At 61.7% G+C, this 14,434-nt stretch carries 13 protein-coding genes; 4 read left to right on the top strand and 9 right to left on the bottom strand.

Features of this window, described 5'->3' with window-relative positions; translation table 11 throughout:
- Positions 1 to 34: 34 nt before the first annotated feature.
- Positions 35 to 511 (top strand): Cys-tRNA(Pro) deacylase, encoded by a 477-nt coding sequence (gene ybaK, locus ACTNBZ_RS03400; RefSeq protein ID WP_441208274.1) that lies wholly within the window; start codon positions 35 to 37, stop codon positions 509 to 511.
- A 10-nt stretch (positions 512 to 521) separates the two neighbouring features.
- Here ybaK and ACTNBZ_RS03395 read toward each other — a convergent pair whose 3' ends face one another.
- Positions 522 to 1,526, bottom strand: a complete 1,005-nt coding sequence (locus tag ACTNBZ_RS03395) for a putative ABC transporter permease (RefSeq protein WP_441208273.1) — start codon at positions 1,524 to 1,526, stop codon at positions 522 to 524.
- A gap of 295 nt (positions 1,527 to 1,821) precedes the next feature.
- Between ACTNBZ_RS03395 and ACTNBZ_RS03390 the strand changes: the two genes are divergently transcribed.
- The gene (locus ACTNBZ_RS03390; RefSeq protein ID WP_441208271.1) at positions 1,822 to 2,661 is read left to right on the top strand and encodes a DUF4358 domain-containing protein; all 840 of its coding nucleotides are present in this window, start codon (positions 1,822 to 1,824) and stop codon (positions 2,659 to 2,661) included.
- Between the two features lie 83 nt (positions 2,662 to 2,744).
- Here the strand turns inward: ACTNBZ_RS03390 and ACTNBZ_RS03385 are convergent, their stop codons facing one another.
- The gene (locus tag ACTNBZ_RS03385) at positions 2,745 to 4,526 is read right to left on the bottom strand and encodes an ABC transporter ATP-binding protein (protein ID WP_441208269.1); all 1,782 of its coding nucleotides are present in this window, start codon (positions 4,524 to 4,526) and stop codon (positions 2,745 to 2,747) included.
- A gap of 67 nt (positions 4,527 to 4,593) precedes the next feature.
- Positions 4,594 to 5,466, bottom strand: coding sequence for a LysR family transcriptional regulator (locus ACTNBZ_RS03380; RefSeq protein ID WP_441208267.1), 873 nt, complete (start codon positions 5,464 to 5,466; stop codon positions 4,594 to 4,596).
- A 109-nt stretch (positions 5,467 to 5,575) separates the two neighbouring features.
- On the opposite strand from ACTNBZ_RS03380, the gene ACTNBZ_RS03375 reads away from it, so the two are divergent.
- The gene (locus ACTNBZ_RS03375; RefSeq protein WP_441208265.1) at positions 5,576 to 6,604 is read left to right on the top strand and encodes a YeiH family protein; all 1,029 of its coding nucleotides are present in this window, start codon (positions 5,576 to 5,578) and stop codon (positions 6,602 to 6,604) included.
- Positions 6,605 to 6,651: 47 nt separating this feature from the next.
- Here the strand turns inward: ACTNBZ_RS03375 and ACTNBZ_RS03370 are convergent, their stop codons facing one another.
- Positions 6,652 to 7,041 (bottom strand): hypothetical protein, encoded by a 390-nt coding sequence (locus tag ACTNBZ_RS03370; protein WP_441208264.1) that lies wholly within the window; start codon positions 7,039 to 7,041, stop codon positions 6,652 to 6,654.
- Positions 7,042 to 7,235: 194 nt separating this feature from the next.
- Here ACTNBZ_RS03370 and ACTNBZ_RS03365 point away from each other — a divergent pair, with 194 nt between their 5' ends.
- Complete coding sequence (locus tag ACTNBZ_RS03365; protein WP_441208262.1) at positions 7,236 to 7,724, top strand: deoxycytidylate deaminase; 489 nt, start codon at positions 7,236 to 7,238, stop codon at positions 7,722 to 7,724.
- A 49-nt stretch (positions 7,725 to 7,773) separates the two neighbouring features.
- Here ACTNBZ_RS03365 and ACTNBZ_RS03360 read toward each other — a convergent pair whose 3' ends face one another.
- From ACTNBZ_RS03360 to ygeW, 5 genes are all read right to left on the bottom strand, one after another.
- Entirely contained in the window at positions 7,774 to 9,132 is a 1,359-nt protein-coding gene (locus ACTNBZ_RS03360) for a uracil-xanthine permease family protein (RefSeq protein WP_441208260.1), read from the bottom strand.
- A 260-nt stretch (positions 9,133 to 9,392) separates the two neighbouring features.
- Entirely contained in the window at positions 9,393 to 10,736 is a 1,344-nt protein-coding gene (locus tag ACTNBZ_RS03355; protein WP_441208258.1) for a uracil-xanthine permease family protein, read from the bottom strand.
- 745 nt (positions 10,737 to 11,481) lie between these two features.
- Positions 11,482 to 11,859 (bottom strand): Rid family detoxifying hydrolase, encoded by a 378-nt coding sequence (locus ACTNBZ_RS03350; protein ID WP_441208256.1) that lies wholly within the window; start codon positions 11,857 to 11,859, stop codon positions 11,482 to 11,484.
- Between the two features lie 139 nt (positions 11,860 to 11,998).
- Positions 11,999 to 12,940 carry a carbamate kinase gene (gene arcC / locus ACTNBZ_RS03345; RefSeq protein ID WP_441208254.1) on the bottom strand — a complete coding sequence of 314 codons (942 nt, stop codon included), beginning with the start codon at positions 12,938 to 12,940 and terminating at the stop codon, positions 11,999 to 12,001.
- Positions 12,941 to 13,228: 288 nt separating this feature from the next.
- The gene (ygeW, locus tag ACTNBZ_RS03340; RefSeq protein ID WP_441208253.1) at positions 13,229 to 14,428 is read right to left on the bottom strand and encodes a knotted carbamoyltransferase YgeW; all 1,200 of its coding nucleotides are present in this window, start codon (positions 14,426 to 14,428) and stop codon (positions 13,229 to 13,231) included.
- Between the last annotated feature and the right edge of the window lie 6 nt (positions 14,429 to 14,434).

The raw sequence follows: 14,434 nt of genomic DNA, 5'->3' as shown, positions 1-14,434 counted from the left end.
GGGGAGGTGTTCCTCCCTCCGAGAGGCGATAGATATGGCACAGGACAAGACAAACGTGATGCGGCTGCTGGACCAGAAGAAGGTCTCCTACATTCCCCACCACTATGCCGCCCCCGACGGCGCGGTGGACGGCGTCACAGTGGCGGGGCTCATCGGCCGGGACCCGGCGCAGGTGTTCAAGACCCTGGTGACCCGCGGGGCCAGCAAAGCCAACTATGTATTCGTGATCCCCGTTACCGGCGAGCTGGACCTGAAGGCGGCGGCCAGAGCCGCGGGGGAGAAGTCCATTGAGATGATCCGTCAGGCCGAGCTGCTCCCTCTCACCGGATATATCCACGGCGGTTGCTCACCCCTGGGGATGAAAAAGCAGCTCAGGACCTTTCTGGACGAGAGCGCCCGGGCACTGGACACCATGATCGTCAGCGCCGGGAAGATCGGCGCCCAGGTGGAACTCGCCCCCGAAGACCTGGCCGGGCTGGCCCGGGCCCGGTTCGCACCGGTGGCGAAATGATCTGTCTGGCTCAGTCCTTTTGGGATCCGGAGGGTTTTTTCCGCATGTCCCGTACCCGGCTTTTGACCTGCTCCATGGCGGCGGCATAGCGGGTGGAGGTCATCTGTGGGAAGGCCCGCAGCAGGCGGCGCTGGCCGAAGCCGTAGGTGGAGAGCAGCTCCTCGTTGGCGGCCTTGAGTTCGGCCAGGGCGGCCTCCCGGCGTCTGAGGGCGGCCTCCCGGGCAGTCCGGCGGGCCTCCTGCTCCGCCTTCTGGGCGGCCACACGCCCGGCAATGTCCTCCTTCAGGTCGGCGCTCCGCTCGGCCAGCTCCTCCCGGATATCTGCCAGATTTTCCTTCAGGCCGGCACCCCGCTCGGCCAGCTCCTCCTTGATGTCGGCCAGGTCCTCCTTCAGGTCGGCGCTCTTCTCGGTGATGCTGATGGTGGCGTCGGCCAGGTTCTCGCCCAGCTCGTTGGAGGCCTGCTTGATCCGGGCCGCCATCTCGTCGATCTGGCGCAGGCGCTTGTTCAGCCCCACCATGGAAGCCACGGTGGCCGAGAGGTCTACCGCCGCCGTGACGGAGAACAGGCACAGCAGCACCACGCCCAGCGTGTGGGGAACATGGCGCACCATGGCGGCGATCATGGGGTGGATCATATCCATGATGATGAGACAGGCAAAGCCCCACATCAGCGAGAAGATGGGGCAGATATAGCCATTGAGGTTGAAGGGGATATCCGAGTAATCCCACCACTTCTGATGGAAGAGCTTTTCCAACACGAAGCCGGTGACCCACTCCAGGGCGCTGGTCAGGATCACTGAGCACACAAAGAGCAGGAGAAAACGGTCCTTCACCGGCGTGAGAAGCGCCACCACAATGACCACGCCGAACCCGTAGATGGGACAGACCGGCCCGTTGAGGAAGCCCCGGTTCACGAACCGCCCGGTACGCAGGGCGGCATAGCACACCTCGCTGCACCAGCCCAGAAAGGCATAAATGAAAAAGTACCACAGGAAGGTATAAAAAGTCTGCATGGTCAGCTCCCTTTCCCCGGCTGTTCTCCGCCGCCGGTCGATTGCACCACAGGCACAAGTTTCACCAGGCTCCCCACTGCTGGCGCGGCGGCTCGCCAAGTGAAGCTATTGCACCACAGGCACAAGTTTCACCAGGCTTCCCACTGCTGGCGCAGCGGCTCGCCAAGTGAAGCTATTGTATCATAAAGTCTGGTAAAAGGGGGAACTTTTTTGACATTCCTCCGTCCAACCAAGAAGCAGTCATTTCCCGGCGCTGAGGCCGGCTGCAAGACCGATGATATAAGGAGAATGTTTCATGAAGAAGCTTGGCACCCTTGTGCTGACCGCCGCCCTCACCGGCAGTCTGCTGACCCCCGCCCTGGCCGACCAGCCTGAGCTGGTCATCGCCCCCGCTCCCGCCGCCTATCCCGCCGTCCTGTCGGTCAACGGGACCGAGCTGGACACCAGCGCCCTTCCCGCCGGTCAGGGCCTGCCCCTGCGGCTCATCGCCGAGGCCGACCACGGCTCCGCCATGTGGTTCGAGGAGGAGAACACCGGCTCGTTCTATCTGGACGGCTGCTACATCACCGTGAACTTTGCCGACGGCTCGGTTACCCGCAACGACGAGCTCCTGGAGGGGATCACCGCCCAGGTGGTGGAGGGCGTCACCTTCCTGCCGGCGGAGGTCTTTGCCGGGCTGGAGGGCTATGCCGTGGATCTCCACCCCGAGATGGACGCCGGGCGCATCGACATCACCACCCCCAATAACGACCCCCTGGTCCGCCTGGCCTACACGGTGGCCGACGCGGGCGGCGTGGGCTACGGCATGAAGATCGATGAAGAGGCTCTCTCCGCTTATGGCATCGACTCTGCCGCCTTTACCCAGGTCACCGGCTTTTTCCCCATGATGGTCTCTCCTGACACCGTGGTGGTGGGTAAGCTGGCCCAGGACGGCGGGGAGACGGCCCGCGCCGGGCTGGACGCCTACCGCCAGCAGCAGGAGGCCACCTTCTCCTGGTACCTGTCCCAGAATCTGCCCAAGGTACAGGACGCCCGCACCGTGGTGAAGGACGGCTACATCCTCTTTGTCATCGCCGGGGACGCCGACGCCGCCGTGGCCGCCTTCGAGTCCGGCGTGGATGCCCTGAAGGACTGAGCCATATCCACATAACGGATACCAAAAACGCCGGGCCGCGGCACGTTCCGCGGCCCGGCGTTTTTGCATTCTGACATTCCGCCTTACTGGGCGGCGATCTGCTCGGCCAGGTCGTTAAGATAGACCCACCGCTCCATCTTCTCTTCCAGCGCCGCCTCCAGGGCAGAGTGCTCCTCCTGGAGCCGCTGGAGGGAAACATAGTCGCTGCCCGACGCCTCCTGCTCCCGCTGGTTGGCGGCGATCTTCTCCTCCAGCGCCGCGATGTCGCCGTCGATGGTCTCAAACTCCCGCTGCTCCTTGTAGCTGAATTTCAGCTTCCGGGGGGCGGTAGGGCGCTCCTGCTTGGGGGCTGCGGGCTTTTCCGGCCGCTTTTCCGCCCTTTTCCGCTCCTCCCGGATGGCCAGATAGTCGGTGTACCCTCCGGGATACGGCGTGAAGCGGCCGTCCTCCTCTGCGGCGAAGATGCGCCTTGCCACCTTGTCCAGGAAATAGCGGTCGTGGGACACGGCCACCACCGCTCCACGGAACCGCTCCAGATAGTCCTCCAGAATGGTCAGCGTTTCGATATCCAGGTCGTTGGTGGGCTCGTCCAGCAGCAGCACGTTGGGTGCCCCCGCCAGGATGGACAGGAGGAAGAGCCGCCGCTTTTCGCCGCCCGAGAGCTTGACGATGGGGCTCCACTGCACGTCGGCAGGGAAGAGGAACTGCTCCAGCAGCTGGCTGGCCGTCACCGTTCCCTCAGGGGTCTCGATGCGCTCGCCGATCTCCTTCACGTAGTCGATGACCCGCATATCCGGGTCCATAGGCGGGTTCTCCTGGCAGAAATAGCCGATCTTCACGGTCTCGCCCACGATGACCTCTCCCGCATCGGGGGTCAGCCGCCCGGCGATCAGGTTAAGGAGGGTAGATTTGCCGCTGCCGTTGGTCCCCACGATGCCGATGCGGTCATCCCGCAAAAGCATGCAGTCGAAGTCCCGCACCACCGTGCGGCCCTCAAAGGCCTTGGTCACACCCCGCAGCTCGATGGTCTTTTTCCCCAGGCGGCTGGACATGGAGGAGAGCTCCAGCGTACTCTTCTCCGCCGGGCCGGTCTGCTCCTTCAGGGCCTCGTACCGCTCCAGCCGCTCCCGGCTCTTGGTGCCCCGGGCGGTGGGGCCCTGCATCACCCACTGGTACTCCCGCCGCAGGATGGACTGGCGCTTGCGCTCGCTGGAGCGCTCGGACTCCTCCCGCTGGGCCTTCAGGCGGAGGAAGTCCTCATAGTTGCCCTGGTAACCGTAGAGCCTGCCGCCCTCCACCTCCACCATCCGGTTGGTGACCCGCTCCAGGAAGTAGCGGTCGTGGGTGATCATCACCAGCGCACCGGAAAAGGCCCGCAGCCACTCCTCCAGCCAGGCGACCATCTCGCTGTCCAGGTGGTTGGTGGGCTCGTCCAGGATGAGCACGTCGCAGGGCCGGGCCAGGGCGGCCGCCAGGGCCACCCGCTTGCGCTGGCCGCCGGAGAGCTCTCCCATTCTCTGGTCGAAGCGGTCCACCCCCAGCCGGGTCAGAATGGTCCTGGCCTCATACTCGGCCAGGGCCCGGGCGTCGCTGTTCAGCCCCTGGAGCACCTGGTCCAGCACGGTGACGGCGGGGTCGAAATCCGGGTTCTGGGGCAGGTACTCCAATCTCACACCGGGAAAACGCCGCACTGTCCCGGTCTCGGGCTCCTCCGCCTGGGCCAGTATCCGCAGCAGGGTGGACTTGCCCGCGCCGTTGACGCCAATGACGCCCACCCGCTCTCCCCGCTCCAGATAAAAGGAGACGTGGTCCAGCAGGACCCGGGTCCCGTAAGTCTTGGTGATGGATTCCGCCGATAACAGCATATGGATGCTCCTTTTGCTCAAAGTACAGCTCAGTATACACGAAAGGCGCGAAAAAGGCAATCGCCCCTCACGCTCCGCCTTCCCCCATCCACTCGGCCCACTGCCCGGCAAACAGGTTGTCCCTGAGCCAGACAAAGTGGAACGCCCCGCTGAGCGGCTCGCCGGCCAGATCAAACCGGGCCAGGGTACCGGCTGCCAGCTCCCGCTCCACTACCGGGGCATAGAGGAAGGAGATCCCCATGTTATCCTCCACCAACGCCTTGATGGTGGAAAACTCGCTGACTGTGACCGCCCGTGAAAAGCTCCCAAGGGTATGGTTGCGGCGGCGCAGAGCCTCTTCAAAAATCGCCCGGGTGCCTGAGCCCGCCTCCCGGACGATGATGCGCTCCTCCAGCAGCTCCTCCAGCGCAGCCGACCGGCCGGCCAGCGGGTGTTCCGGCGCGCACACGCCGAAGAATGCCTCCCGCCGGTAGAGCCGGGCGGCGTAGTGCTCCCGGTCAAAAAAGCCCTCGATCAGCGCAAAGTCCAGCCGCCCCGCCTCGATCTCCCCCAGGAGATAACGGGTGTTCTCCACCGTCAGGGAGAAGGATGCCTCCGGATGGGCCCGCAGAAACCGGCTGACCAGCGGCGCCACCACAAACTCGCCAATGGTCTTGGTGGCCCCCACCCGCAGGGATACCGGCGCCGGGGAGGCCAGGACCTCCCGGATCTTCCGGCTGTTGTAGGCCAGGGGACGGGCCAGCTCCCGCAGGCGCTCCCCCTGGGCGGTCAGGCACAGGTGCTTCCCCTCGTAGGCGAACAGGCGGCAGCCGTAGTACTCCTCCAGAAAGTGGATGTGATGAGTCACCGCGGGCTGCGTGATGCACAGCCGCTCGGCCGCCCGGGTGTAGTTCATGGTGTCGCAAAGGACCAGGAAGGTAGTCAGTCGGTTGTCCAGCATGCCATCACCTATTACGTAAAATTATGGCAGGATAAGAATCATTCATTTTATTTTATCGTTCTGCTGTACTATAATCAAGCCAAAGATTCAGATAAGGGGCGTGTCTGCTATGAATTTTCTCCGGCAAAAGGGACCGGGCCTGCTGCTGTGCCTGGCCATCGCCATTCCCTGTCTGCTGCTGGGCAGGGCTGTTCCCGTGGTGGGCGGACCTGTGTTCGCCATCCTGTCGGGCATGGTCCTCTCCCTGGTCTGGCGGGACAGGGCCCGCTTTCAGGCCGGCGTCACCTATACCTCCAAAAAGGTCCTTCAGTACGCGGTGATCCTGCTGGGCTTCGGGCTCAACCTCTCCCAGATCGCAAAGGTGGGCGCCCAGTCCCTGCCTATCATCTGCTCCACCATCGCCACATCGCTTCTCATCGCCTTTCTGCTCTGCCGCCTTTTGAGGACCCCGGCCAACATCTCCATCCTGGTGGGAGTGGGCTCCTCCATCTGCGGCGGCTCGGCCATCGCCGCCACCGCTCCGGTCATCGGCGCCGACGACGAGGAGATCGCCCAGGCCATCTCGGTGATCTTCCTGTTCAACGTGTTGGCCGCCCTCACCTTTCCCACTCTGGGCGGAGCCATCGGCCTGACCAACGAGGGCTTTGGCCTTTTCGCAGGCACCGCCGTCAACGACACCTCCTCGGTCACTGCCGCCGCCTCCACCTGGGACACCCTTCACGGTACCAACGGCGCGGTGCTGGAGCACGCCACCATCGTCAAGCTCACCCGCACCCTGGCCATCATCCCCATTACCCTGGTCCTGGCCCTCCGGCAGGCCTGCCGGGCCGGACGGGAAGGGTCCGCCGCCGGAGATTTCTCCCTGCGGAAGGTCTTTCCCACCTTCATTCTGTTTTTCGTGCTGGCCTCGGTGATCACCACTGTCTCCACCATGGCCGGGGCGGACGCCGCCATGTTCCGGCCCCTGAAGGAGCTGTCCAAATTTCTTATCATCATGGCCATGGCGGCCATCGGCCTGAACACCGATCTGGTCAAGCTGGTCAGGACCGGCGGCAAGCCCATTCTCACAGGTCTGTGCTGCTGGGTGGGTATCGCCTGCGTCAGCCTGGCCATGCAGCGGGTGCTGGGCCTGCTCTGAGTCCATAAAAAACCGGCGTCCCCATGGGGACGCCGGTTTTTTGCGTTTCAGCTCTTCTCCTCGAAGCTCACGCCGCAGTTGCGGCAGTTCACCGTGATCTTTCCCTTTCCCCGGGGGACCCGCAGATACTGCCCGCAGTTGGGACATTTGAAATAGCGGTGCTCCTTGTCCCGGTGGATGGTACGCCGCATCTTGTACCAGCGGATAGCCGGACCGGCCGCCGCGAGGAAGCGGGCATTCTCCGCCCTCCGCCGGTCATACTGCCGGGACATGGTACGGTAAAAGCCCCACAGAAGCACCGCCATGGCCAGCCAGGACAAAATCCCCATATGGGGCAGGCCGGCCAGCAGGGTCAGGACCACGTAGACCGCCAGGAGGAACCAGGAGAGCTGATCGCCGCCATACCGCCCGTACATCATTCTTCTGAGCCAATTCATCGTGCGCGGCCGTCTCCTTTTCATTGGAACTATGGGTGCGTCCCCAGACACGCCCACGTTTATTTTCTGTTCTAATGATAGCGCCTGGGCCCTCTTCCGTCAAGAAACCAAACGTAAACAATATGTGAATTGTACTTGCAACTGCGCAGAAAAGGCGCTATACTGTTTGAAAAAGAGAGGCTGGAGGGCAAACAATGGGCCGAATTGACAAAGAAAATTACTATCTTGATATTGCAGAAACTGTTCTGGAGCGGGCCACCTGCCTGCGCCGCTGCTACGGCGCCATCATCGTGAAGAACGACGAGATCGTGGCCACCGGCTACAACGGCGCCCCCCGGGGACGGAAGAACTGCGGCGACCTGGGCTACTGCACCCGGGAGGCCATGAACATCCCCTCCGGCCAGCGGTATGAGCTGTGCCGCAGCGTCCATGCCGAGGCCAACGCCATCATCTCCGCCGCCCGCAGCGACATCATCGGCGGCACCCTCTATCTGGCTGGACGGGACGCCAAGACCGGCGAGCTTTTGCCCGACGCCACCTCCTGCTCCATGTGCCGCCGGCTCATCATCAACGCCGGTATCGACCGGGTGGTCATCCGCCGCACGGAGCGGGAATACTCGGTGGTCCATGTGGAGGATTGGGTGCGGGAGGATGACTCCCTGCCCGGGATTGACCCCGCTTAAATACAGCAAGCCCGCATCCGGAGCGGTCCCGGGTGCGGGCTTTTTCTGTCTATGCCTGTTTGGCGTCCTCTTTTTCTTCTTCCTTGTCCTTGGGCAGCAGCAGGTTCAGGGTAATCGCCAACAGCGTGGCCAGCACTACGGAGGAGCTGCCGAACACGGTGGTCACCCATCCGGGGAAGCCGGGGCCGGCCAGGGAGCCGGTGACCTGCACCACACCGATCCCCACCGCCACTGACAGGCCCACCACCACGCTGCTGCGCATGGTAAAGCCATCCGCGGTGATCATCCGCATACCGGTCATGGTGATCATGGCAAACACCGAGATCGTGGCGCCGCCGATGACGCTCTGGGGGATGGTGGTAAGGACCGAGGCGAATTTGGGTACCAGGCCCGCCGCCAGCAGGATCAGGGCCGCCAGGGTGAAGACCGCCCGGTTGATGACCTTGTTGACGGTGACGATGCCAACATTCTGGCTGTAGGACGCGGTGGGCAGTCCGCCGAAGAGGGACCCCACCACGCTGGCCACGCCCTGACCGATGATGCCGCCCTGGAGTTCCCGGTCGGTGGGCAGGCGGTCCATGCCGCCCAGGGTGGTGGAACTCAGGTCGCCGATGGTCTGCACTGCGTTGACCACATAGACGATAGCCAGGGAGACGCAGGCGCTGGGCTCAAAGGCGATGGAAAAGTGCAGGGGCCGAATGAGCTGGAACCAGCCCGCGTCCCCCACCGAGTCGAAGGAAACCATGCCCATGGGCAGGGCCACCAGATAGCCCACCACCATACCGATAAGAATGGCGCCCAGCTTCAGGGTGCCGCTGGTGAAGTGGTTGAAGAAAATGACCACGGCAAATGTGATCAGGGCCACAGTCCAGTTTTTCAGGCTGCCGAACTGGGCGGGGTCCGCCGGATTGGAGCCGCTGGCCATGTAGCGCACGGCGGTGGAGTAGAGGGAGAGTCCGATGGTAAAGATGACCGTGCCGGTGACCAGAGGCGGGAAGAACACCCGGATCTGCTTGACAAAGATGCCGAACACAATGGCCACCAGGCCGCCCACCAGCTCAGCGCCCAGAATGGCCGGGAGGCCGAACTGTCCGCCGATGGAGATCAGGGTGGGCACATAGGCAAAGCTGATGCCCATGATCACAGGCAGCCGGGCACCGATGCGCCCGAAGAGGGGGAAAAGCTGGAGCAGGGTGGCCAGGGCCGTGGCAATAAGGGAGATCTGGATGAGCAGGGTCTGGTCGCCGGCACTGAGCCCGCACACATTGCCTACCAGAATGGCGGGGGTCACGATGCCCACGATGGCCGCCACCACATGCTGCAGCCCCAGGGGGATCAACTGCCCTAACGGAGGGATGCCCTCATATTCAAAAACGGATGTCCGCGCGCCGGGGGAAGGGTTCCTCATGTCCACGCACCTCACAAAATTTTTTTAGCAATAATTATTTTTTATTACAGTATTACTATACCCCATTCGCGCCCCCGTTGCAAGCATGGCCTTGTCCTTTCGCGTCCAAAAAAAATGCTTGGATTTTGTTTAATTTACCCACTGTTTCCCCTTGTACGCCTGGTTATCCGGAGCTTTTACGCATAAAAAGCCGCGCTGTCCACAATTGGACAGCGCGGCCTCGGCCCCGGCAGCGCACAGCGGCGCCGGACGGTCGTTCTTTATTCTTTGGAACCCTGGAGCGCGGCCTCCTGAGCCGCCTTTTGGGCGGCCTGCTGCCGCTCGTCCTCCAGATCTTCCTCGCTCTTGGGCAGCAGCAGGTTCAGGGGGATGGCGATAAGGGCGGCGGCCACGGGAGCAAAGGAGCCGAACACGGTCTCGATTACGGCGGGCAGGCCGTCCAGACAGCCGGCCACCTGGGTGATGCCGATACTGACGGCCACAGACAGGCCCACGATGGTGCTCTTGCGCATGGTAAACTTGCCCGCGCCGGTGACCATCCGCACGCCGGTCATGGTGATGACGGCGAACACGGACACAATGGCGCCGCCCAGCACGCACTCGGGGATGGTGGTGAGGATGGCAGCGAACTTGGGCACCACGCCGCAGGCCAGCAGGGCAATGGCGGCAATGGCAAAGACCACCTTGTTGACCACCTTGGTCACGGTGACGATGCCCACGCACTCGGAGTAGGAACAGGTGGGCATGCAGCCGAAGAGGGCTCCCACCACAGCGCCGGCGCTCTGGGCCATGATGCCGCCCTGAAGCTCCCGGTCGCTGGGCATGCGGTCAAAACCGCCCATGGTCAGCGAGCTCAGGTCGCCAATGGTCTGCAGGGAGTTGGCCACAAAGAGGATGGCCATGGAAATGCAGGCGGTGGCGTCAAACTTGATGCCAAAATGCATGGGAGGAGCGATGGCAAACCAGCCGGCGGTGCCGATGTTGGAGAAGTCCACCAGACCCATGACAACAGCCAGGATGTAGCCGCAGATCATGCCCCACAGGACGGCGCCCAGCTTGACCAGGCCCTTGCCCCAGTTGTCACAGATGATGACGATGAGCAGGGTGAAGAGGGCCACCACCCAGGGCTTCCAGGTAGAGAAGGTGTCGGTGTAGCCGCCGGCCATGTTGCGGATGGCAATGGGGTACATGGACATACCGATGGTCATGACTACCGTGCCGGTGACCAGCGGTGGGAAGAGCTTGCGGATGGGCTTGAGGAATACGGCGAAAATCATACCCGCGATGCCGCCTACGATCTGCGCGCCCATCATGGTGGCAAAGTCAAAACGGGCGATCATCAGGGTGGGCAGGATGAAGCTGATGCCCATGATCACGGGCAGGCCGGAGCCGAAGCCCCGGACGATGGGAAAGAGCTGCAGCAGGATGGCCACAGCAGTCATTACAAGAGACATCTGGACCAGCAGGATCTGGTCCTCGACGGGACGGCCAAAATTGGCGCTGCCCGCCACGATGAGAGCGGGGGACACAGTACTGACGATCGCCACGACCACATGCTGAAAACCAAGGGGAATCGCCTGGCCCAGGGGAGGGATTCCGTTCAAATCAAATACGGACGCCTTCTTGGCAAGTTTAGACATATTACAACACACCTCATTAATTTTTATAGAAAGCGCGGTGGCACCGCGCCCGGGTTTTTCATGTGTACAGGGGCGTGGGGGGTCTCAGCCTCTCCTCCTTTTTTCCTCGTCTCGTCAGGCGTCCTGGGTCTCAGCAGCAGCTCCTTTCGCTGTTTTTTGCTTTTCAGCATACCACGTGCCGTTTTCCGGCAGGGAAATCGGACGATTGTCCAGTAAATATTAATTTTGCTGTATATATATATCTGTAATTAGTTATATTGCTAAATTATATTTTGGATATTCCGTAATATTTTAGTTGCATTTTTTCATAGACTTTATATGACTATATCACTATAACACATTAAACAAAAACTTTCAACCAAAATCATTTCTTTTTTGTAAAAATATCACTCTCATTTTTGTATAAAATATATAAAATAGCCCTCCGAGTCCCGTTTGAGGCTCGGAGGGCATATCGTTATAATCTATATAATAATGACGAAACTGTACGCCTTTTATATATTATACCTTCGCCGCATCCTCAATGATCTGGGCCCCAGGATCTTGGGAAGGGTAATGGTCTTGCTCATCAGCTAAAGTCAGCGCCCATGATCACCGGCAGGCCGGAGCCCACACAGCGGATCCCGGGGAACAGCATCAAATCTGCAAAACATAAAAGCTCCCCCTCCGGATCCCGGAGGGGGAGCTGGGCATGCATTTGCTCTGGCGCTTAACCCTTGACGGCAATGGCCTCGATCTCGAAGAGGGCGGCCTTGGGCAGGTTGGCGACCTGGAAGCAGGAGCGGGCGGGAGCCTCAGTGTTGAACACGTCGGCGTAGATGGCGTTGATGGTGGCGAAATCGTTGATGTCCGCCAGGAACACGGTGGTCTTGACCACGTCGGTGTAATCCATATCGGCGGCCTTCAGGATGACGCCCAGGTTCTTCAGGGCCAGGGTGGCCTGCTCGGACACGTCCTTGCCCATAGCGCCGGTAGCGGGGTCAACACCCAGCTGGCCGGAGATGAAGAGCATATTGCCAGCCAGCTTGGCGTGGCAGTAGGGGCCGGAAGCGGCGGGAGCGCCGGCGGCAGTGATGGTCTTGTTCATAGGATTCGTACCTCCATTCCAAAGAATAAAGTATTCGCAGAGAGATAGGGACTTAAGAGACTTGCGTTTATCTTTTCCGGGGCCGCCCTTTTGCATCAACGGCCCCGGTCCAGATCAAGAATGAAAGAATGCGCCGCGCTTAAGCGTGGATGCTGGTGCCGGTCTTACCGGCGACGCCGTCCTTGGCCTTCTCCAGCAGGGTGATCAGAGAGGTGCGGCCGGCCTTGGACTCGGCGAACTGCAGGGCGGCCTGGACCTTGGGCAGCATGGAGCCGGGAGCGAACTCGCCGTCGGCGATGTACTTCTGGGCCTCGGCAGGGGTCAGCTCGTCCAGCCACTTCACGTCGGGCTTGCCGAAGTGGATGGCAACCTTCTCCACGGCGGTGAGGATGATCAGGCAGTCGGCGTCCAGCTGCTGGGCCAGGACACAGGAAGCGAAGTCCTTGTCCACCACAGCGGCGGCGCCGTCCAGGCGGTTGCCCTCGGTCTTAAAGACAGGGATGCCGCCGCCGCCGCAGGCGATGACCACATGGCCGGCCTCCACCAGGGCGCGGACGGTGTCGATCTCGGCAATGGACTGGGGCTTGGGAGAGGCCACCACACGGCGATAGCCGCGGCCGGCGTCCTCCTTCACCACATAGCCCCGCTCGGCAGCCAGCTTCTCAGCCTCTTCCTTGCTCATGAAGGCGCCGATGGGCTTGGTGGGGTTCTGGAAGGCGGGATCATTCTTGTCCACGATGACCTGGGTCAGAACGGTGGCGCAGGGCTTGTCGATGCCGCGGTTGAGCAGCTCCTCGCGCAGGGCGTTCTGCAGATCGTATCCGATGTAACCCTGGCTCATGGCCACGCACACGGACAGAGGGCAAGGGATGTACTTCTCAGGGTTGGAGCGGGTCAGCTCGGTCATGGCGTTCTGGATCATGCCCACCTGGGGACCGTTGCCGTGAGCGATGATGACCTCGTGGCCCTCTTCGATCAGGTCGGCGATGGCCTTGGAGGTCTGCTGCACAGCCACCATCTGCTCGGGGAGATTGTTGCCCAGAGCGTTGCCGCCCAGAGCGATCACGATTCTTTTACCCATTTTTCGTCGCACCTCGTTTTCCGTATTATTAAAATACGCAGTATAAATTTTATATAGCTATCATAATGCCTGTTACCGCATATGTCAAATGGTATTTCAGACAAAAATATGATGACTTTCCGCTTTCCCGCCTTACAGGGAAAAACGCGGAGTGAAAGCGGCCTGCCCGGCAGCAGCAAACCACTGCCGGGCAGGCCGTTTTATAGCAGACGTGAGGGCCGGAGGCGAAACCGGTCGCGCCTTGCTAACCTGTGAATGCTCCGGGAGGGATCTTGTCCGGAGTGCCGCTTACTTCTGGAACCAGCGGGCCATGCCCCGCTCCTCCAGGGCCTTCAGGGTGGCCTGGGGATCCTTTACCTTGGCCAGGAAGATCATGGCGGCGATGATATAGGGCTTGTAGGAGGCTTCCTTGTACAGGGGATCGCGGTAGCGGTCAAACACGCTGGCAGCCACCTCGCCGTCCTTGCAGGAGACGTCGTTGATATCGGCGGGCAGGCAGTGCAGGTACAGGGCCTTGCCCTCCTTGGTGGTGGCCATCAGCTCCTCGGTGCAGCACCAGTCCTTGTGCTCGGCGTTCTGGGCCAGCAGGCGCTTCTCCAGGGCCTTGATGCCCTCGCTGTCGCCCTTGCCGTACAGGTCGGTGCGCTCCTCCATGGCGGCGAAGGGAGCCCAGCTCTTGGGATAGACAATGTCGGCGTCCTTGAAGGCCTCAGCCATGGAGTTGACCTTGGTGAAGCTGCCGCCGGACTTCTCGGCGTTGGCCTTGGCCACTTCTTCCACCTCGGGCATGATCTCATAGCCCTCGGGATGGGCCAGCACCACATCCATGCCGAAGCGGGTCATCAGGCCCACCACGCCCTGGGGCACGCTGAGGGGCTTGCCGTAGGAGGGGGAGTAGGCCCAGGTCATGGCCAGCTTCTTGCCCTTCAGGTTCTCCACGCCGCCGAACTCATGGATGATATGGAGCATATCGGCCATGGCCTGGGTGGGGTGGTCAATGTCGCACTGGAGGTTGACCAGGGTGGGCTTCTGCTCCAGCACGCCGTCCTTGTGGCCCTGGGTCACGGCGTCCACCACTTCCTTCTGGTAGGTGTGGCCCTTGCCGATGTACATATCGTCCCGGATGCCGATGACGTCGGCCATGAAGGAGATCATGTTGGCGGTCTCGCGGACGGTCTCGCCGTGGGCCACCTGGCTCTTGCCCTCGTCCAGGTCCTGGACCTCCAGGCCCAGCAGGTTGCAGGCGGAGGCGAAGGAGAAGCGGGTACGGGTGGAGTTGTCGCGGAACAGGGAGATGCCAAGACCGGACTCAAAAATCTTGGTGGAGATATTGTTCTCCCGCATGTAGCGCAGGGCATCGGCCACGGTGAACACGGCCTCGATCTCATCGTCGGACTTGTCCCAGGTCAGGAAGAAATCGCCCTCGTACATCTCCTTGAAGTTGAGCTGATTGAGCTTGTCGATATAGGCCTGCAGCTTAGCGTCCATAAATAT

The sequence above is a fragment of the Pseudoflavonifractor sp. HCP28S3_F10 genome (assembly GCF_052065415.1).
In the GTDB taxonomy this organism is placed as follows: domain Bacteria; phylum Bacillota; class Clostridia; order Oscillospirales; family Oscillospiraceae; genus Pseudoflavonifractor_A.
The sequence above is the reverse complement of the archived record's forward strand: the minus strand, read 5'-3'. Positions and strand labels throughout refer to the sequence as shown.